At 34.4% G+C, this 20,324-nt stretch carries 16 protein-coding genes and 1 pseudogene; 7 read left to right on the top strand and 10 right to left on the bottom strand.

The window, feature by feature from the left end; genetic code table 11:
- Positions 1-11: 11 nt before the first annotated feature.
- Both OPR42_RS01565 and OPR42_RS01560 read right to left on the bottom strand, forming a co-directional pair.
- Positions 12-2,096 (bottom strand): coiled-coil domain-containing protein, encoded by a 2,085-nt coding sequence (locus OPR42_RS01565; protein WP_265041602.1) that lies wholly within the window; start codon positions 2,094-2,096, stop codon positions 12-14.
- Positions 2,097-2,137: 41 nt separating this feature from the next.
- Positions 2,138-4,702 carry a valine--tRNA ligase gene (locus OPR42_RS01560; RefSeq protein WP_265041601.1) on the bottom strand — a complete coding sequence of 855 codons (2,565 nt, stop codon included), beginning with the start codon at positions 4,700-4,702 and terminating at the stop codon, positions 2,138-2,140.
- Positions 4,703-4,851: 149 nt separating this feature from the next.
- Between OPR42_RS01560 and OPR42_RS01555 the strand changes: the two genes are divergently transcribed.
- Positions 4,852-5,499: a coiled-coil domain-containing protein gene (locus OPR42_RS01555; RefSeq protein WP_265041600.1), complete on the top strand. Its 648-nt coding sequence runs from the start codon at positions 4,852-4,854 to the stop codon at positions 5,497-5,499.
- 117 nt (positions 5,500-5,616) lie between these two features.
- Here the strand turns inward: OPR42_RS01555 and OPR42_RS01550 are convergent, their stop codons facing one another.
- A complete protein-coding gene (locus tag OPR42_RS01550; RefSeq protein ID WP_265042351.1) occupies positions 5,617-6,819 on the bottom strand; it encodes a cbb3-type cytochrome c oxidase subunit I in 1,203 nt (400 codons plus the stop codon).
- Between OPR42_RS01550 and OPR42_RS01545 the strand changes: the two genes are divergently transcribed.
- The 5 genes from OPR42_RS01545 to OPR42_RS01525 all read left to right on the top strand — a co-directional run bounded on the left by OPR42_RS01545 (position 6,779) and on the right by OPR42_RS01525 (position 10,637).
- Positions 6,779-6,919, top strand: a complete 141-nt coding sequence (locus OPR42_RS01545) for a hypothetical protein (RefSeq protein ID WP_237398596.1) — start codon at positions 6,779-6,781, stop codon at positions 6,917-6,919. The two genes, OPR42_RS01550 and OPR42_RS01545, sit on opposite strands and share 41 nt — an antisense overlap.
- Positions 6,920-7,007: 88 nt before the next feature.
- Positions 7,008-7,148: a hypothetical protein gene (locus tag OPR42_RS01540; RefSeq protein WP_264707757.1), complete on the top strand. Its 141-nt coding sequence runs from the start codon at positions 7,008-7,010 to the stop codon at positions 7,146-7,148.
- Between the two features lie 84 nt (positions 7,149-7,232).
- Positions 7,233-8,342, top strand: a complete 1,110-nt coding sequence (locus tag OPR42_RS01535; protein ID WP_265041599.1) for an outer membrane protein assembly factor BamB family protein — start codon at positions 7,233-7,235, stop codon at positions 8,340-8,342.
- A complete protein-coding gene (lpdA, locus tag OPR42_RS01530) occupies positions 8,335-9,714 on the top strand; it encodes a dihydrolipoyl dehydrogenase (RefSeq protein ID WP_010401379.1) in 1,380 nt (459 codons plus the stop codon). Before OPR42_RS01535 ends, lpdA begins: the two co-directional genes overlap by 8 nt.
- A gap of 2 nt (positions 9,715-9,716) precedes the next feature.
- Positions 9,717-10,637, top strand: coding sequence for a tyrosine-type recombinase/integrase (locus OPR42_RS01525; RefSeq protein WP_010401376.1), 921 nt, complete (start codon positions 9,717-9,719; stop codon positions 10,635-10,637).
- Between the two features lie 591 nt (positions 10,638-11,228).
- Here OPR42_RS01525 and OPR42_RS01520 read toward each other — a convergent pair.
- From OPR42_RS01520 to pdhA, 7 genes and pseudogenes are all read right to left on the bottom strand, one after another.
- Positions 11,229-11,381, bottom strand: a pseudogene (locus OPR42_RS01520) (IS5 family transposase); the annotation flags it as partial.
- Positions 11,382-11,403: 22 nt separating this feature from the next.
- On the bottom strand, positions 11,404-12,756 hold the full coding sequence (tnpC, locus tag OPR42_RS01515; RefSeq protein ID WP_264330462.1) for an IS66 family transposase: 1,353 nt from the start codon (positions 12,754-12,756) through the stop codon (positions 11,404-11,406).
- A gap of 77 nt (positions 12,757-12,833) precedes the next feature.
- A complete protein-coding gene (locus OPR42_RS01510; protein ID WP_265041597.1) occupies positions 12,834-13,127 on the bottom strand; it encodes a transposase in 294 nt (97 codons plus the stop codon).
- A gap of 34 nt (positions 13,128-13,161) precedes the next feature.
- Positions 13,162-13,668 carry a transposase gene (locus OPR42_RS01505; RefSeq protein WP_265041595.1) on the bottom strand — a complete coding sequence of 169 codons (507 nt, stop codon included), beginning with the start codon at positions 13,666-13,668 and terminating at the stop codon, positions 13,162-13,164.
- A 257-nt stretch (positions 13,669-13,925) separates the two neighbouring features.
- Positions 13,926-17,198, bottom strand: a complete 3,273-nt coding sequence (locus OPR42_RS01500; protein WP_265041594.1) for an ankyrin repeat domain-containing protein — start codon at positions 17,196-17,198, stop codon at positions 13,926-13,928.
- The gene (gene gatB / locus OPR42_RS01495) at positions 17,198-18,631 is read right to left on the bottom strand and encodes an Asp-tRNA(Asn)/Glu-tRNA(Gln) amidotransferase subunit GatB (RefSeq protein ID WP_265041592.1); all 1,434 of its coding nucleotides are present in this window, start codon (positions 18,629-18,631) and stop codon (positions 17,198-17,200) included. The genes OPR42_RS01500 and gatB overlap by 1 nt, the downstream gene beginning before the upstream one ends.
- Before the next feature lie 205 nt (positions 18,632-18,836).
- Positions 18,837-19,817, bottom strand: a complete 981-nt coding sequence (pdhA, locus tag OPR42_RS01490; protein ID WP_108784629.1) for a pyruvate dehydrogenase (acetyl-transferring) E1 component subunit alpha — start codon at positions 19,815-19,817, stop codon at positions 18,837-18,839.
- Between the two features lie 65 nt (positions 19,818-19,882).
- Here pdhA and hemJ point away from each other — a divergent pair, with 65 nt between their 5' ends.
- A complete protein-coding gene (hemJ, locus tag OPR42_RS01485) occupies positions 19,883-20,311 on the top strand; it encodes a protoporphyrinogen oxidase HemJ (protein WP_006013861.1) in 429 nt (142 codons plus the stop codon).
- Positions 20,312-20,324 lie beyond the last annotated feature (13 nt).

The following is a 20,324-nucleotide window of genomic DNA, read 5'->3' as shown; positions in this document are numbered from 1 at the left end:
GCAAGGTGGCATCAGACAGGAGTAGAACATCTACTAGAATATCCAAAATCTTCTGAATATGAAGCTTCATTCAGCTCTTTATTTGGTAGTGCTGATAAATCCCCATTACTCATATTTGAAGAAGCAGGGCTATCATTAATTTGTTCAAATACTTCTTCAAGCATCTTTTGTATTTCTTGATCACTTTCTACACAATGCTTAATCAATTCATCAAATCTTCCGCAAATCTCTAGCATAGTACTCCTTGGCATAGTCACATTGTCTTTTTCTCCTATACTCTCTTGAAACAAACTTACCATCTCTGTTATCAAACCCGTACAATCCTTTACAAAGCTGACATAATTTTGATGAGATAATGAAGATTGATCATCTAAACGTGAAATTCCCCTTTTCATAGTAATTTTCTCAGATAGTAACTTTTCGTACTCTTCAGAACAATTTTGATCTTCTTCTTCTAGATCACTTCGCAATTTTTCAAATTCTTTTCTTCCTTGATCAAGATTTCTTTCTAATTCTTTGATCCTATTGAGATACCCAGCTTCTTTCTCTTCCAATTTCTTACATAGTTCTTCTAGATTAATCTCTTCTTGAGTTTTTTCATTTAACTTTTCTTGTAATCGTCTTTTTTCTTCTTCTGAATTACATAATCTAGATTCTAAACTAAAAACTTCCCCCTTTTCTTCTTCCAACAGCACCTCTAACTCTGCTATTTTTTTCTTTTTCTCTTCTAAGTATATTTCCAATTCTGTTATTTTTTGACTTTCTAATTCGTGTGATTGACTTTCTAATCTCTGGATTTCACCATACTTACCATCCAACTCTTTTTGAGTATCATTCAATTTTTGTTTTAATCTTTTATTTTCATTCACTGCTACAGCCACACTGTACTCTAATTGCCTTATTTGATCCTTTAGTCTTTGTACTTCAACATCTAGACCTTCAGCAAATTCTTCTAAATCTTGCTTTTCTTGCACTAATTCAGCTTTTTCTTTACTTAACTTTTGTATCTCTTTTTGCGCTTTCCTTAACTTCTCCTCTAACTTTTCCTTCTCTACTTTTCTCCTTTCAAATTCACTCTCTACCGAATCACTTAGCTGCTTGAGTTTTTGTGTTACTTCAGCCAAAACTTCATCTTTTTCCCTTACCTTTCCATTTAATTCCTCCACCTCTCTCATTTTTTGCTGTAATTGTTCTAATATAGTTTGATTATTTCCAGTTAATCTTGTATTTTCTTTTTCCAATTTATTAATTCTTTCGTTTAAGCTGTCATCTACAACTTGTGCAATTTTGTCTTGCATTTTAGTACTGCCTATTTGAGATTCTTTGCTGCCACGCTCAATTTCTTGAGTTGTTTGAATGTTAATATTTCTATTACTATTTTCTATCACAATCTCAGATGATTTATGATTGCCTTTCTCCTTATTTCTAAATTTTATTTGATACAAGAATAAGTTACCTATTTTTACATCTTTATTTGCTTTCAATTGATCATCAGTAACACGATTACGCTCGATAAGTTCTATACCATTAGCATCAATATTAATTATAATAGTGCACTTTTTTCCGTCCTCATCACACCAATTCAGAGTCATTTCGTATGCACCATCAGTTACAACATAGTGCCTTATTCCTTCTTCAGAAACAAAACCGTGCATTCCATTTTTTCCATTGCTATGCAGAGTTGAAAATCCTGAAATTACATTATCTTGACAGAAATTACTATTCAAAAACTCACTGACTTTGAATTTGTTTTTATTAGCTCCCAATTTAACTTCTGCACAACTACCATATATTGACACTGTTTCAACACCACTTTCAATATACCCATTCAATACTTTTTTAGCCTTATCTTGAAGCTCTAGTCTCGCCTCCTTTACATTATTGAAATCTTGGATAACGGCTTTATACACTTCATCTTTATTAAAATTGGCATTGTATTTTATTAAAAAAGATAATATGTGAAAACTAGCTACAGCAGTGTGAATTGATTTATTCTTTTCTTTTATCTTACCGAGCAAAAACAAAAACCTTTGAATGAAGTCATGATAATCATCTTTTTGTTCTTCAATTTTATTATCATATGAATTACCAATCATTATTATCTCACAACTAAATAATTAGTATAGTAATACGAATGCTAAGTTACATCAATCAATAAACTTACAGTAAATTTTCCATTCTCAGTTATAAGCTCTGCTTCTGTACTCTCAACCCATTCTATCACTTCAGCATTGCAAACTGACTGCAAATCATGCTGAGCAGAATAATTTAACTCATCCTCTTTTACACTCGCTTTTATCATCAACTTTTGTATAAGATGCTTAACTGATACGTTATTATCTGCTTTTATTTTTCTCACAAGGTTTAATATCTGCACGAAATTATCTCCCATTTCCTCAGAATACTTATCATAGATAAGTTCTTCCTTGTTAGGCCAATTACTTTTATTGTGAACAGAGTTATAACTATACAACTGATGATATATTTCCTCTGTAATATATGGCAAAAATGGTGCAAATAACCGCAAAATAATATTTAGTACATATGCCAAACTCTGTTTCGCACTCATGTTTGCCTCGCTGTCCAATGCATCTCCATATGCACGTTTTTTAACTAACTCTAAGTAATTATCACAAAAATCTTTCCAAAAAAATTCTTCTATTGCGCTCAAAGCTTCGCAGTATTCAAACTGTAATAGGTTGTTCGTCGTTTTTTCTATCACTTTATATAATTTGGACAATATCCACTTATCCATCGTCTCACTGATAGAATTTATGCTCAATGCTTGATGTTTTTCCATAAACATGGAAACAAATTTGCTAGCATTCCAAAGTTTCGTAACAAGTCGTTTGCCAATTTTGAAGATATTTTCAGAGTAGACTGTGTCAACTCCAAGTCTTGAGTTTGCTGCCCAATAGCGTACTACGTCAGCTCCATAGGTTTCAAGCATTACATGAGGAGTGATGATATTACCTTTTGATTTACTCATCTTTTTTTTATCATCAGCCAAACACCAACCACTAATCATGATATTTTTCCACGGCAGTGAATCTGCATGATAATGTGCCTTCAAAATCGTATAAAAAGCCCAAGTTCTTATTATCTCATGGCTTTGGCTGCGCAGATCTGCAGGAAATATCTTATCATACCGATGGCTTGGTAAACCGAGCTCACTGTTTACTGCCAGTGCACTTAATTGAGGAGTGATCGCACTTGTTGCCCAAGTATCCATCACATCTTGATCTGGAGTAACTTCTTCTTTAATATACCCTTTCGGCAAATCTTTGAGTGGATCTACAGGTAAATCCTTTACTTCAGCTAGAATGATTTTGCCTTCTTCTCCCTTACGTTTTGAATACCAAACTGGAAATGGTACACCAAAATAACGCTGTCTTGAGATGCACCAATCCCAACTTAGCCCTTCTATCCACACCTCCATACGTTTACGCATAGATTCTGGATGCCAATTACATTTACTCACTTTATCTAATACTTGAGTTTTTTGCTCTAAAGTCTTGACAAACCATTGATAAGTAGGTAATATTTCAAGCGGCGCACCAGATCTTTCAGCACATTTAACAGAATGAGAAATGCTAGTGCTTTCTATTAAAAGTCCTTTTCCACTGAGGATTTCAATGATCCTCTTTCTTGCTTCTTTAACTTTTAGTCCATGGATCCCAGTGTCAGCTACTCGGATGACACCGGCATGTGTCTCCTCTGTCACCTGAGTAGCTTGATAATGGGCATCTTTCTCCCCTGTCATCCCAGTGCGTGACACTGGGATCCATTTTTGATCACACACTGCATGCAGATTCATCCTTCCATCCTGATCAATTATAATTGTCACCGGCAGATTATGCTTTTGCTGCCAATATATGTCGAGCTCATCACCGAATGTACAGCACATAACAAGCCCAGTGCCTTTATCTATTTTGACCTTATCATCAGCTATTATTGGAACTTTTGCCTCTGTAATTGGCACTACGGCTATTTTTCCAATCAGATGGGCATATCGTGCATCTTCTGGATGACAAAAAACTGCAACACATGCAGGAAGTAACTCAGGTCGCGTAGTTGCAATATGAATCTGCTCATTTTTTTCAGTGGAAAAAACTATCGTGTTCAAAGATGACTCAAAGACTTTATCCTCTATTTCCGCTTGCGCAATTGCGGTTTTATCAACTGGGTCCCAAAGAATAGGTTGCATTTTCCTATATATATACCCTTTGTTATATAGATCAACAAACGACGTTTGAGAAAGTGCCACAGCTTCCTTGCTGATCGTGTGATATTCCAAACTCCAATCATAACTAATGCCGACCGATTTAAATAACTCCTTGAATTCTTGCTTTGACTTCTCAATAACTTCATGGCACATCTCTATAAATTTTTCTCTGCCAACTTCTTTTGCACTAACTTTATAGGTTTGCTCAACTAACCTTTCAGTCGGAAGGCCATTATCATCAAAACCAATTGGATAAAACACATCTTTCCCCAGCATACGTTGAAACCTTGCAATAAAGTCCGTATGGCAATAGCTAAATATATGGCCAATGTGCAACTTTCCCGATATCGTTGGTGGAGGCGTATCTATAGTGAAAGTATTATCCTTTTCACCATTCCATTTATAAACCTTGCTACCTTCCCATAATACGGTGTATTTGTCTTCAATTTCTCTAAAACTATATTTTTCTTCTAACATAAATATTTCTCAGTTTTAAGCTTTAAGTTATCACAATTGAGCGAATACAGCAATTTTAATGTCTACCGTTTTAATTTATGATACAAATTCTTCTTGATCTTATAATTTTTAATGTATTACATAATAAATTTTTAGTATTGAGGTTTATTATGCTTAACTTTCACAACTTAAAAGAGATTAGAGATATTTTAACTCACCCATATTATGTGCCCCACCCAGCAAAAATAGATCTAGCAGAATTGCTTGAAGACGTGCTGGAGTTAAAAGGTAAAAAAAGCCCAGAAGAAGCAGTAGCTACATTAAAAGATAAAATAAGAAATGAACTAAAAAATGAAATGAAAAGTGAAATGAAGCAAAAAATAAATAAACTTGAGCAGCTAGAGAAGGAAAATAAAGACTTACAAACTAAAAAGGATAGAGCTGAACGGTTAAATAGATCCTTAGAATATGCAAGGAAGACAGCTCAGAACGAAAATATAGAATTAAAAGCTGAAAAAAATAAACTAAATACTCAAATCCAGCATTCACAGCAAGAAAAGAAAATATTAGAAGTCAAAAATGAAGCAAATAAACAACTAAAAGAAAAAGCAACATACATCGCTACTGCTAGTACTGGTCTTGCTGTTGGGTTAGTAGTGTATATTACACTTGAACATACAACTAAATTGGACATGTGGTTAATCGTTGTTATAGCAACAGTATCTGCATTCTTAGCTGGTGGTTTAATAATGAAACCTAGCTCTCAAGTAAATGGAACACAAGAACCACAAGGAGTAGCAAATAAGAATTCAGTCTAGCTTGATATAGTTTTTTTCATTTCACTGCCTTTCCAAATTTGAAGCAGGTTGTTTGAGCCATAGTACAAAGTAAATATAGTAATTTTACACTAAAATTTTTAGTTTTGTTTCTGTGGGTTAGTTGGTACGAGCCTTGCCTTTAAGAAGATGTAAAATCACAATTATTACGAATAACATTCCACCAATAACTGATATAGCTCCACCCGTAATAAAACAAGCACGTGCCAACATTGATGAAATACTTGGCAGATCTGCAACTTTTCTTAATGCACCATATCCACCAAGCCAAACAAGTCCAGTAATGTGGAGAAAATGTCCCAAGCTATATGCATAAATCTGTAATCTTACTATGGAGCTTTTTATTTCTTTACAGCCCAATTTTGGTAACAGCCAGTAGACAAAATTCATAAAAGCTATAGTAATACCAACCACAGAACCGTGATAATGCGCAGGGATAGTGACATTTCCTTCAATAGTTAGCACTCCAAGCACACCTCCATAAATGAACAATACAAACGAGTGGAGAAGATAATTGCCCTTATCATTGAGCAGAGTTTTTATGTTGCAATATACTAATATTGTTAAAAAGCACGGCAGAACTGCTCCAGCAATTCTCATATGCCAGGTAAAAAACTGTATCAATTCAGCACTATCCGCCGAATAAATAAAGTATATAAACGTCGCACCTACGGTCAAAACTGTGTTTATAAATAGTGGTAAAATGGTAATTTTATTTAGACTAATATAGCGAGCATTCAGTATGATCAAATAAACTAAAAACATTGCTTGAGCAAAGGCAAACTGCAGTAAATGTCCGCCTCCCCAAAAGAGATATTCATAAAATAAATTCTTGTCTGAGTGATATAGACCTGGAGGCGTATTTTTATGTGCTAAAACAACACAAAGAAATGATGACACAAGTATAATGACCAGGCCAATTTGTCCGATTGAAAGATATGAGTCTTGTTTATTTGATATGTAGGCTAGAGCTGTATTTATCAATATGCTGGTAATGAAAAGACTGAGTCCAAGTAAAAATAATTTGTTTTGTAATACAGGTATATAGTTACTTTTGATAACTTCAGTATTTGGAACAAATGCAGATATAAACATTAGCAGCATGGAAAGGATTGAGAGAATCCATGAGAAGTTAAACCAATGATTGGTGTTTTTTAAGTTTATGATGAAGAGCAGAGATATTATAGAGCACATCCATACCAAAATTGACAAATTTACGTGTATCACCAGTGCATTATCAAAGATATATTGTGCAGAAGGAATGAGGGAAGAAATAAAAGGCAATCGTAGAAAAATAACAATTATTGACAGCAGTCCAGAACAAGCAAGAGCAAGTACTGCCAAGAATATCCATTGCCTGCAAAGTGAAGCGTTATTTTGTATGTTGAGCATTTACTTTTAGGTACTATAGCATAAGACAATGTACATTTTTCAAATTGATATGCATAGTTTAAATGAATGACATTACAACAATATCTTTCATCGTGAAAATGCTGCGTCCATTTCCATTTCATATTATGGTAATATTACTGACAGCGTTAGTCTGGGCTATCGAAATGTGTTTTAATCAATACTTGATAAAAATTATTACAGTAAGAGAATCTTTACATAATGGCATGACATTACGTTAATGCTTTTGATCCACAATTAAGAACATTTTCGTTGTGATTTACGTTTCTAGTATGTATATTAATAAATCTTGTTTTCACTAAATAATGAAAATAATAATTGTCATGATAATGTTATTGTATAGTAACTATACAATGGCAAGCGAACGAATAAGTTTAGTAGATAAAAAATTATCTCAAGGATATGTAGCTCCAATACTTACAGAAAATAGCGTTATTTTACCAGACAAGCACGGTACCTTATATTCCTTTGATATCGATAACCCAAGAGTTATAAATTGGAAATTATACCTCTCAAGTAGGAAAAAAATTGGTAATATGAGTTTATCGAGCTACAAAGAAAATGTTTTCTTTGTAGTGGATAACATTCTACACACAATAGATGCGAAAACAGGGGAGATTCAATGGGAAAAAGAATTAAGAGCTCCGGCAAGAGGGAAAGCAATAGTAATAAACAATAAGTTGGTAGTATTGACTATTGATAACTATCTACATGTATTTGATGTAAAAGATGGCAGCCCCATTTGGGCTTATCAAAATGGTATAAATGAGGTTCGAGGTTTATATTCCATCTCACCAGCAGTCTCTAATGATAAAATAATGGCACCATTTTCAAATGGCGAGTTAATAGCTTTTAATGAAGAAGGTAAAAAACTATGGAGCCAAAAATTAGCTACAAATCTTTTAGACACACAGCTTACAGATGTAACTACTACACCTAGAGTACACGATAATATCTTAATAGCTACGAGCAACTCTTATATTTATAGCATTGACGTAAACTCAGGAAATATTTTATGGTCAAGGCCACTACAAGTAAAAAGTATATCAAACATTGAGTCATATTATAGCCCTCTTATTCCTGCAGAGAAACAAAAAGAAGGCGGAAGAATTTTCATGGTGACTAAAGATAATAAGGTAATTGGCATCGACATACAAAGTGGAAAAACAGTTTGGACATCTGATTTTATAGAGAATGTGCAATTGTTTGTTCCAATTATGTATGCCCATACGCTTTGGGTAACAAGTAATAAAGGTTCAATATTTGCTTTTCCTGGATCTGAAAGTACAGGAAGGGTAATTAAAATACCCGGTAATGTGTTTCATGCTCCAGTATTTACCCATGGTAAGATGTATATAACGACTGAAGGAAATGGTGTTTATTCTTTAGAAAATAGGTTTGTTTTTTATGACTGATTATGATTTGATTATTATAGGTGGTGGTCCAGGTGGTTACAAATGCGCTATTGCTGCTGCAAAACTTGGACTCAAAGTTGCTTGTATAGACAAAAATAGCATTTTTGGTGGCACGTGTTTGCGAGTTGGGTGTATACCATCAAAAGCATTACTCCATTCCTCTTATCAGTATGCTAGCGCGAAAAATAATCTATCAAAACTTGGCATAAAAGTTAAGGATGTAAGTCTCGATTTGAGAGAAATGATAGGCTATAAAGACGCTAGAGTTCAGGAACTTGGAAAAGGCATAGAATATCTGTTTAACCTTTACAAAATTACTAAGATCAATGGACTTGGAAAAATTACTTCTTTTGATCAAGGCAACCTTGAAGTTTCAGTTGAAGGTAAGGTGCTGAAGACAAAAAATATAGTAATTGCAACCGGTTCTGACGTTATTTCTTTGCCAGGAATTAATATCGATGAGAAAAGTATTATTTCATCAACTGGTGCATTGTCTTTAACTGAAGTACCAAAAAAACTTGTCGTAATCGGAGCCGGGGCAATAGGGCTTGAAATGTCTTCTGTATGGAGGAGGCTAGGGTCTGAAGTCACTGTAGTAGAATTTTTTGACAGAATCGCTGCAGCAATGGATGGAGAATTAAGTAAGTCTCTACTTTCTAGTCTACAAAAACAAGGAATAAAATTTTTACTTAGCACTAAAGTTGAGGGAATAAAACAAAGTAGTAACTCTTTGAGTGTGAAAGTTTGCTCTGTAAAAGATAATCAAACAAATACTATAGAGGCGGATAAGGTATTGGTGGCAGCAGGACGCAAACCATGCTCTGAGGGTCTTGAAAAAATAGAAAAAGACAGTCGTGGCTTTATTAAAGTCAACAATAGTTATGAAACCAACGTAAAAGGAATATTTGCTATTGGTGATGTGATTGGTGGAGCAATGCTTGCTCACAAAGCTGAGGAAGAAGGGGTGGCAGTTGCAGAGATACTAGCAAGGCAATTGCCTCACGTTGATTATGAAATCATACCGTCAGTCATTTACACCCACCCTGCAGTTTCTTCAATCGGTAAAACTGAAGAAGAACTAAAAAGTGCTGGTCGAAAGTATAAAGTTGGTAAATGTCAATTTGCTGCAAACGGTAGAGCAAAAGTCACTGACGATGCTGAGGGATTCGTGAAAGTTCTGACTTGTAGCAAAGCAGATACAATACTCGGTGTACATATCATAGGAGCATACGCTGATACGCTAATCAATGAAGCAGCGGTTGCAATGGCATATGGTGCAGCAGCAGAGGATATATACAGAATTTGTCACTCTCATCCTGATATAAATGAAGCCTTTAGGGATGCGTGCATCGATGCTTTCTTTAAAAAGTAACTGTGGACCTCGGTTCAATCATTGAAAAATGGTATGATTGGCTAAAGTACAACAGGTCTTACTCACCAAACACTTTGGAGTCATACATGAGGGACCTCAAAGATCTTATAAGTTTCCTAAATACTCACATTGGTGAAGAAGTAAATGTTGGCTCTTTAGAAAAATTAAGCATACCTGAACTGAGAAGTTGGTTTACCTCTCGTTATGCAAGAGGTGTAAATGCGAGATCTAACACTCGCGCATTGTCAGTAATCAGAAATTTTTTCAAATATATAAAAAACAATTATGAAATAAATAATGAAGCGGTATTTTCTTTATCAAGGCCAATTCAGAGAAGAACTCTACCTAAAGCACTTTCAATATCTAACATAGAAACTCTATTGAAAGAAATGAAATTGCCTGATCTAGGCGAGCCTTGGGTGGTAAAAAGAGAAATTGCAATTGTCGTTCTGCTATATGGTACGGGCTTAAGAATCACTGAAGCACTGAATCTTAAGGTTAGTGATATTAGCAATGAAAGTTTAATAGTAACAGGTAAGGGAGATAAACAAAGGCAGGTATTTATTCTTCCAGTAGTAAAAAAGTGTATACAAAAATATATAAAAGCTTGTCCCCACTTTGACGAAGCGGGACATCTTTTTGTCGGGGTAAGAGGAAAAAAATTGGGAAGAACTTATGTTGCTAATCGTTTGCAAAAAATAAGAAGATTTTTAAACTTACCAGAAATTTTATCTCCACATGCATTTCGCCATAGTTTTGCTACTCATTTGCTTCAGGAAGATATTGACATAAGATCAATACAACAGCTGCTTGGCCACTCAAGCCTTGAAACTACTCAAGTTTACACTCACCTAAATTATCAAGATGTCTTCAATATGTATAAAAACTTTCAGAAGAGTTTGAATAAAAAATCGAAATCTTAACTTCGTCTTAAATCGATAGTATTGCCGAACTGAGTGCTTGCAACATCATTCAGTACTGTACTTGCTTTATATAAGCAATAGTGACCAGCAGAGAGAAAGCAAAACGTTTTGCAAAAGGTTGTGAATGAAAGAGAATAGACAGCAGAATTTAAATTAGAAGCTATGTAAAGAAACAAGTCAAGCAAATAGCAAAAGAGCTAGGCTCTGTGTACAAAATGTTAGCAGGTCAAATTAATTGAGGACGGGGATTTGCGACTAAAGTTCATGCACTTGTTGACGTACTGGGAAACCCATTCAAATTTATTTTGACCTCAGGCTAGAGGAACAAAATTACTCAGTTGACTAAAAATGTCTCTAGCTACACTATATGGCTTCTTTAAAATTTTGTTTACAGAGCCTAGAAAGAAAGCTGAGGAAAAGTAGAGGTTACCTTTACATATGAACTACATCTCAACCTGATATTGTCGTTCCTAATATGTTGGATTTCTTGCATAACTCGAATTCAAAAGTTGATGTCATTCCAGCGCGTGACACTGGAATCCAGATAGGCTTTGTTGCATAGCACTGATAGGCATGTAAATCACAGTGAATTTACGCAGCTAATTTAAATTCAGCCATACCTATATCAGTAAATTTGTTCAATAAGTAGCACTTAATTAACAGCTCTTTTTCACGATTTACCTCTGATTTATTTTTCAAGCCAAACCCAAATATTTGCTTCAACCTATAGAAAAAGACTTCAATAGTATCCGTTCAGAGGTGTGGTTTAAGAAACAACAGCTAGCAGGTTTTGAAAAGGGTTTAATTCCTTTTGTTTCCAAGTCAGATACAACGAAATTATCCGCTCAAGAAATCTATTCCCTCGCTCTGACTGTGCAAAATATGAATTCTTACGATAGACAACATAATGCCGTATCTGTCGCTCAACATGGTTATTCGTTAATGGAATATTCTCTGGGTCATCCAAAAATGTCCACATCATTGACTCGGATTTTATAATACCCTTTACCGTTCGTGAAGCTCCTTTTGCTTCAAGTATATAAGATATTTTTATCATGCAGTACTGTATGTATCTTCGTAATTCTTTAGCTTGCTTAGTGAACTTTGAAATACTAATTTCATTTTCTGACAAAGCGTTTTTTAATACAAACAATCCATTAGCTGCGTCTTTTAAACAATGGCCAAGTCTCATTACTTCACTATTCCAACTATGAGATAACCTCTCGAAATTTCTCAATAAGTGAGCCCAACAAATTTGTCGTTTTTCATCACTGAAGTGGTTGTAAACTGCATATCTGTCAGTAATTACCAGGTTTTTGTAATCACAAAATGCACTATTCTTTAAAAATTTCATTCCTCTTGTATCTGCTAACTTCATAAGACTTGCTTTATTGTTGGCAAACATCCAGCACCATCCCAATTTGCCTTTGTTGTAGTGACTGGTTTCATCAATATGCAAAATTTCGCTTGCTTTTATTTCTTCCTCTATTTGTTCATAGGCTTCTTTACATTTTGACGAAACCCTTGCTTCACTATTGGACACACTACCAACACTTATACTCATGTTAAAGATGTCTTTCATAATATTCGCTATTTCTCGCTTTGAATTCTTATAAAACCCACTTAGTGATGCAACTACTGACTTAACTCTAGGACCAAAGGTATCCGGTGTAACTCCTTCTGGTAATTTGCTACTCCTTCTTTTTCCGCATTTACGACAGCGACCATGTTCTAATTGATACTCAACTACGTAAGGCTTAATTTCTGGTAAATCAACTTTTTGATAGACATATGGTTTTTCCGATATTGCGATTTCTTCACCACACTCGCATCTATTTGGTAACTCTACCTTCACCACCTCATCTGCTTCCATTTTAGCTCGGCAATTCCCCTTATGTCCAACTTGACCACCTATCTTCCTGCCGCCCTCTGACTTATCTTCTGGTGTGTCTTTTTTTATTTTGTACAGCTCTTTTGAACTTGGTAAAGATGAATTCCTTGAGTTTAAGCCGAGTCTCTCTCTTAGTTCAGCATTCTCTATTTCTAAGATTTTATTTTTTTCTTCAAGCTTTGCTACTTTCTGCTCTAAGTTTTTACATAACTCTACAATACTGATCAACAATTGAAGCATCTAGCCTTACTTTACTATCAACATTTTGTGTTATTACTACTTTAATATATTATGTCAATTGTTTTTTATCCTTGCCACACCTCTGAACGGATACCTTCAATATAAGACCGTGCTCCATACTTAACTTTTTTCTTCCATTCATTAATACCATCTTCATAATTCTCATATGACCTAATTCTACTAATATACTTGTTTCTTTCTGATAAGTAGTCAGCTAAACAAATTTTAGTATCCTTCCTAGGGCGAATAATAGGCACAATATTGTATTTTCTGCATTCTTTATACACACTTTTTATATCATAAGCCGCATCTGCTCGAATAGAACAAATGTTATATTTATCACTGACTTCTTCTAACATATCGCAGACCGGCAAATAGTCTACAGCAACACCACTAGATGCTTATTGCTTTCTTATCATTTATGTTTAAAACAACATGTAATTTTCTTACTTGACCATAACCACTGTATTTTCTTTTTCGAATATTAAGCTTACTATGCCCACCGTTATTATTGTAGATACTAACTCTAGTGCTATCTACGGCAATTTCAACATTTTCCAGATCATCTTTATTGCTTCTATGGTCATCAATCTTCAAATTAAGCTTTTTAAATCTTCTGGAAGCTTGTGTATAGCTGATAATCTTAAGTTTTTTGCCTATTTGTACCATATAACCTTTTACAAAACCTACAGCTTGTCTCAAGCCAATTCTAAAAAGATGAACTATTATGTGTATTAAAATTACAACTTTATCACTATAAGTGTTATTGCCACCTGCAACTTTTGGACTATTTTCATACCAATTTTCTATGGCTTGATTAACAAAATGAAAAACATTTCCTCTTTTTTTGAGAAACTCGTTATATTCTCTTTGGTTACTTACTCTCATTTTTTGTGGCATAAGTTGTACTTGTTTGAAAAATGCCTATTTTACAACAAAATGCGTTAGTAGCCATATATTAAAAAGCTTTTCTTCTTACAATAACCTCAACCAACACTAGCTATGCAACAAAGCCATCCAGATATTGGGTTCCAGCTGGGATGACACCTGTTTATGCAAGAAATCTATTGAAAATTGAGTTAAACTAAAAATTCAGTTTGACACACTTTTGTTAAACATTTTTGGGACGTTAAAATAAACAGATAAATAATTTTCTCTTAAGCTACTTCAACACTTTCATCATGGGTTAAAAGCAACTCCACAAGTTCTTGGCAGTTATCAACTGCACAGTCCAGTACTGTATTCCCTAAATTATTTCTAGCGTTAACGTTTGCATTGTGTTTTAGTAGCGTCCTCGTTATATCAACCTTTTGCCTAATAACAGCCAAGTGTAGTGCAGTGTTGCCATCTTTATCCTTAGCATTAATATTAGCACCTTCTCGAATAAGGCATTCTGCAATATTGCAGCTTCCAGATAAAGCAGAGTAGTGTAATAGAGTTCTACTATTTCTATCTCTAGCATTAACATTAGCACCTTTATTGATTAGAAACTCCACTATTCTTAAGTCTCCACTGAAAGTGGCTTTATAGACAACGCGGTGTAACGCTGTTTCGCCATATTCATTCTTGGCATTAACATTAGCACCTTTTTCAATTAGGCACTTCACTACATTTAATTTTCCATTCTCAGCAGCAAAAAATAATGGGGTTCTGTAGTGTTCGTCCCTAGCATCAACATAAGCATCCTCATTAATTAGGTGTTCCACTATACCCAATTCCCCAACGTCAGCAGCTAAATGTAATGGAGTCATACCACAATTGTCTTTAGCGTCAATATTAGCATACCTTTTGATTAGATATTCCACCATATCTAGATCTCCATTTATAGCAGCAATGTGTAATGGAGTCCTGCCATATTCGCCTTTAGCATTAATGTTATTATTTTTAATAATCAGGTATTTTACTATATCCAATTCCCCAGCGTAAGCAGCTGAATGCAATGGAGTATTATCATATTTATCTTTAGTATTAGTGCTAGCACCTTTATTGACTAGACATTTCATTACATTCAAATTTCCACTCTTAGCAGCAATATGCAACAAAGTTTGACCGTGATTGTCCTTAACATTAACAATTTTTACCAATTCACCTGGGTAATATTTTTCTATATGTGTTATTATTGCACTAATTGCTTTACAATCACCACTTTCAGCAAGCAAGTGCAAAGGGGTGCTTTTCCTTATAAACAGTGTTCCTCCATATACATAAAATGAGTTAAAGTAAAAGTTATCAATCAACTTACCGTATGTACTTGCGTATCCCCATACAAATGCAATATGGCTCATACTACCTTGTGCTAAACCACCACTGTTTATCAATTCCAAAGCTTTCCTTAGAACTTCCTCTTCTTGGCCCTCCTTTTGTAATTTTAATCTAGTTATTCCCTGCACTACTCTGTGAATACTTGCCACTTCCTCTTTCAAGTCAATCATTGAATATCTATCGAGTAGCTCAACAGCCTTCCATAACTTTTCCTTATCCTCTGCTATTAACTTTGAAAAGACTTCTTCTATATGAATCTTGTCAGGAGCAAGATAAGCCATTGTTTCCAGAATATTCAACGCTTCACAGCCATATTCTTTTTGTATATGTGTCATCGTAGTATTACAAGTTATTGAAACTGCTTCAGTATAACGATCTTCGCCTTCACAATCTCCTTCTTTAAGTGACTTTCTTGTATGTTGTTGGAACTCCTTTAAGTAATCACTTACCTCAAATCTTCCATAACCTCTCAACTTTGATTTTTTATTTTTGTTGCAAATATATACGGTTGCTTGTTTTAAAGCCAAGGGAACATACTGCAGCTTTTCTGTTAATTCTTCTATTTCCTGATCCTGTAAATTGTCCTCTATGTTCAAAGCTTTTTTAACAAACTCGCAAGCTTCTGTTTTACAAAATTCATTTAACCGTATTACTTTTATATCTCCTTCTTCTACCGAATCCCATTTTTGATCATGAGAAGTAATTAAAACATAAGGTTTTTTATGTCTAGGGTGTAAAGATGAAGGTAAAAACTTTCTAATGTATTTATATTCTCTTGCATTATCGAAAATAAAAAGACTTTTTATATCTTCGAAATACCTATATACGTCTTTAATAACAGACCTGATTCCCTTTTCTTGTTCAGTGTCTTCTTCTGTAATAGAAATTTTCGAACCTTCAGGTAATCTTTTATTTAGCTTTTTAGCTAATCCTTTAAACGACTCTTCAAGATTCTTTGGTGTTTCTGCATTTATCCGTACAAGGTTACCATCATAATCTTCTTTACGTTTATAAGCATATTCTATAGCCAATCCATTCTTCCCTACTCCGTCAGGACCGCTAATGACAACTATTTGTGATACTTCCGCTTGCTCATTTGTAGTTTTGTGCAACTCTTTGTATATCTTTTGTAATTCACTCCTTCTACCAGTAAACGTTTTAACTGGATACCTCATATTAAACCAAATAGGTTCTTTACGTGCTTGCTGATTATTTAATACTTCTCCTATCTCATCAACCTTTCTTTCTATTCTCTCTACTCCTTGTTCTATCTTACCTAAAGTACTAGCCCATAGCTCCACTTCTCGAAAAAGCTCTTCTCCCTCTTTGTGCGAAAAAGGACGCGCTTTTATATCTTTTACCCAGTCTGATATTTTTTTTAGAAGATTATTACAAAAGATTTGATTGTCACCAATATAGCCAAACTTTTTGTTCAACCTACTACTCAACTTACCTAGCAATAATTCTCTTAGCTGAGCTTCATGGGGTAAGTTAACGACGAACACCAGTTCATTTAAAAAGTCCTCTATCTCTTTATTGCTGACTTCCTTACCTATCTCACGCTTTATAAAATCCATATTTTGCTTCAAGTATTGAGCAATACTACCATCTGAATCACTAATTCTATATTTTGCACTATCACCTATATCCAGAAACTCATCTTTTGTGTCTATTCTTACAAATGAAAGTTCTTTTCCTTTATTTTCTCCACTTAACATTGCTCTTAGATTTCTTACTTCGTGTTGTATTGAATATGGTGAATCAAGATCCATATTCGTAGCAAAAAGAAAATGCTTTGTTCCACCACTAAACTTTGCATTATTTTTGATTTTTAGATAGGCAAGAAAAAGTTTTAAAATACTAAACTTACCACTTTTTGTTAACAAGCTACTTACACTGATTTTTTTAGTTCCATCTTGGTTGTGCTTAGCTTGTATAAACTTATGTACTATATCTTTATTTTGCTCATTCTGGACAAAAATGTCATCAAAACCTTGAGCTGACTCTAACTCTGTGTCTATGGAGAAAGAATATTCTTTACCCATCTTAGACATGAGAGATGTTATATCCATCTCATGCATTAGAGATATTACGATCAATAACTCTTGAAAGGGAATACCATGGTAAGTGCGTTTTAACCCCCAATTAGAATCATCTTCTAGATACATTACCCCTGTTTTTGTCCTAATCTTTCACTCAAAACCAAGTTCACAACATCGGGGCTGGCTTTTCCTTTGGTGAGTTTCATGACTTCACCAACAAAGAAACCATACAATCTTGTTTTACCGCTTTTGTATTCTTGAACTTTATCTTGATTGCTATTGATGATTTTGTCGATAATTTCTGATATTTGACCTCTATCGGTTATTTGTTTTAGGTCCTGCTCTTCTATAATAAGGGATGCAGGCTTTCCAGTTTCAAACATAATATCAAAAACTTGTTTACCAAGTTTGGCAGAGATCGTTCCATCGACGATAAAGTCGAGGAGCTCGGATAAAGCATCTGCTTTAATTGGAGAGCTAACAATATCAATATTTGTTTTATTTAAACGACCGAAAAGCTCGACGGTTAACCAGGTAACTGCAATCTTTGAATCATGCTTTTTTGCTAATTTTTCAAAATAATCGGCAATTTCTTTATCAGAAGTGATAACGTCTGCATCATATTCATTGATACCTAATTCCTCTATGTATCGAAGTTTTTTTTGATCTGGCAACTCGGGTAAAGATGATTTAATAGAATCAATTTTGTCTTGGCTTATTTCAACAGGTAGCAAATCAGGTTCAGGGAAATATCTATAGTCACTTGAATCTTCTTTGCTTCTCATCACTTTTGTTTTTCCTAAAGTGACATCAAACAATAAGGTATCTTGACTTATTTCTCCTCCGCTTTCCAAAATTTTGATCTGCCTTTGTGCTTCATAATCTATAGCTTGTACAATATAACGTATTGAATTTAAGTTTTTTATTTCACAACGAGTGCCAAATGTGCTACTGCCCTTTGGGCGAACAGAAACATTTGCATCACAGCGAAGTGACCCCTTTTCCATATCACCATCACATGAACCGATGTAACGCAAAATCTGCCTCAATTTTTTCATGAATTCTGCAGCTTCTGCAGATGAACGAAGATCTGGCTCTGAAACAATTTCCATTAAAGCAACACCTGCACGATTTAAATCTATGTAAGTTTTGCTTTCTTCATGAATACTCTTTCCTGCGTCTTGCTCTAAATGAATTCTCGCGATTCTTATTTCCTTTTCATTGTCGTTGATAAATACTCTACCATTTTTAACTATTGGCTCAAAAAACTGGGTTATCTGGTAACCTTGCGGTAAATCGGGATAAAAATAATTTTTACGATCAAAGTAAGAGCACTTATTAATTTCTGCAGAAAGTGCAAGACCGGTACATATTGCTTGCTCTATGCAGAAATAATTTAATATTGGCAATGTACCTGGCATTGCTGCATCAACTAGAGAAACTTGAGTATTGTGCTCAGTGCCAAATTCCGTTAGTGAACTAGAAAATAGCTTTGTCTTAGAAGAAACCTGAGCGTGTACCTCAAGTCCAATTACTGTCTCCCAGTTTTCTTTTGTCATGTATTTTATTCAATTAATAACTTTATATTCTGCAAACTAGCACAAAAAGTCAAATAAAACTCATTTAACCTATGATCCAAGAGCGGTGTATATCAATAATATAAGAGTTACTACAGTTTCTATTGACTAGGCTGTTATATAATAAAGTTAAGTGCTGCCAAAAAATATCTATAGTAGGCCAAAACATAATTTTGATGGCAACTGATTAGCTAACAAATTTATAAACATCAGTATATAGTTCATCAATGCCTGGCTCTTTACTATTTTTAGCAAAATCTTCTGACTTTTTTACTAAATCTCGTATTTCCTTATCAATAGCTTTGCATTCTTCATCAGAAGCGATTTTATTGTCTGTTATATACTGCTTTAGGGTGCTTATAGGATCATGATTTTGCTTCATATCTTCAACTTCTTCTTTTGAGCGATAAGTAGCAGGATCTGACATCGAATGACCACGATATCGATATGTTTTCATTTCAAGCAAGATAGGTCCTTTTCCCCCACGTACGTGCTCAGCTATTTCACTTGTTAACTCATAGACAGAGAAAAAATCCATTCCATCAACTTGTTTTCCAGGAATACCAAAACTCTCTCCTCTTTTATATAGTTCAGTTACTAAAGTTGATCTTTGTACAGAAGTTCCCATTGCGTATTCGTTATTTTCTATGATATAAACCACAGGTAACTTCCACAAAGATGCCATATTAAATGATTCATATACTTGTCCTTGATTTGCAGCACCGTCACCAAAATATGTGAATACAACGTTATCTTTTTTCTTGTATTTATTAGCAAATGCTATTCCTGTGCCAATTGGGACTTGTGCACCTACTATTCCATGTCCACCAAAGAAATTTTTTTCAACATCAAATATGTGCATGGAGCCACCTTTGCCTTTTGAACACCCTGTTTCTTTGCCGGTTAGTTCTGCCATCACAACATTCGGATCAGAATTACATGCAAGCATTAAGCCATGGTCTCTATAGCTTGTGATAAAAGCATCACCAGATTTTGATGCAGCTTGAGTCCCAACTGCAACTGCTTCTTGCCCTATTGATAAGTGACAGAATCCGCCTATTAATCCCATTCCGTATAATTGTCCTGCTTTTTCCTCAAATCTGCGTATGAGAAGCATTTTTCTGTAGAATCCAATCACCTGTTCTTTAGTGAAATTTTCTGCTTTCATATTGACTTTCTTTTATTAAATTGAGATCATACCAGAAATTTTTAACATTTTATAATACTATCTATATGGACTACTATCACTGGCTTGAAGCTTTTCACGTTATCTCTGTAATTATGTGGGTTGCAGGTATGCTCTATTTGCCAAGGCTTTATGTTTACCATGCATCTGTAAAACCAGGGTCAGAAAATGACAGCTTACTTCAAATAATGGAGAAGAGACTCCTTAGATATATCATAAACCCTGCAATGCTTTTCTCCCTTAGTTTTGGAATTATGCTAATGATTATTAGGGAACCATATCACGAAGGGTGGTTTCATGTAAAAGCGCTAGCATTATTCTTAATGTTTGCTATTCATGTCCTACTTGCAAAGCATAGGAAAAATTTTGTAGTGGGCTTGAATAAGAAAACTCACGTTTATTTTCGTGTTTTAAACGAAGCAGTAACAGTGTTAATAATAATTATAGTTATTATGGTTATTGTAAAACCTTTTTGATTTTCTAGCCTAA

Origin of the sequence: Wolbachia endosymbiont (group B) of Melanostoma mellinum (assembly GCF_947251465.1) — a bacterium.
Lineage (GTDB): Bacteria > Pseudomonadota > Alphaproteobacteria > Rickettsiales > Anaplasmataceae > Wolbachia.
Note: the sequence above shows the minus strand (reverse complement) of the source record. Positions and strands in the feature narration are given on the sequence as shown.

Excerpts from the sequence above, each read along its gene's own strand:
- lpdA (WP_010401379.1), top strand. The coding sequence starts at position 8,335 with ATGACTGATTATGATTTGATTATTATAGGTGGTGGTCCAGGTGGTTAC.
- hemJ (WP_006013861.1), top strand. The coding sequence starts at position 19,883 with ATGGACTACTATCACTGGCTTGAAGCTTTTCACGTTATCTCTGTAATT.
- OPR42_RS01555 (WP_265041600.1), top strand. The coding sequence starts at position 4,852 with ATGCTTAACTTTCACAACTTAAAAGAGATTAGAGATATTTTAACTCAC.
- OPR42_RS01560 (WP_265041601.1), bottom strand. The coding sequence starts at position 4,702 with ATGTTAGAAGAAAAATATAGTTTTAGAGAAATTGAAGACAAATACACC.
- OPR42_RS01505 (WP_265041595.1), bottom strand. The coding sequence starts at position 13,668 with ATGCCACAAAAAATGAGAGTAAGTAACCAAAGAGAATATAACGAGTTT.
- OPR42_RS01535 (WP_265041599.1), top strand. The coding sequence starts at position 7,233 with ATGAAAATAATAATTGTCATGATAATGTTATTGTATAGTAACTATACA.
- OPR42_RS01510 (WP_265041597.1), bottom strand. The coding sequence starts at position 13,127 with ATGTTAGAAGAAGTCAGTGATAAATATAACATTTGTTCTATTCGAGCA.
- gatB (WP_265041592.1), bottom strand. The coding sequence starts at position 18,631 with ATGACAAAAGAAAACTGGGAGACAGTAATTGGACTTGAGGTACACGCT.
- OPR42_RS01500 (WP_265041594.1), bottom strand. The coding sequence starts at position 17,198 with ATGTATCTAGAAGATGATTCTAATTGGGGGTTAAAACGCACTTACCAT.
- OPR42_RS01565 (WP_265041602.1), bottom strand. The coding sequence starts at position 2,096 with ATGATTGGTAATTCATATGATAATAAAATTGAAGAACAAAAAGATGAT.
- OPR42_RS01545 (WP_237398596.1), top strand. The coding sequence starts at position 6,779 with ATGAGGGAAGAAATAAAAGGCAATCGTAGAAAAATAACAATTATTGAC.
- pdhA (WP_108784629.1), bottom strand. The coding sequence starts at position 19,817 with ATGAAAGCAGAAAATTTCACTAAAGAACAGGTGATTGGATTCTACAGA.
- OPR42_RS01540 (WP_264707757.1), top strand. The coding sequence starts at position 7,008 with ATGCTGCGTCCATTTCCATTTCATATTATGGTAATATTACTGACAGCG.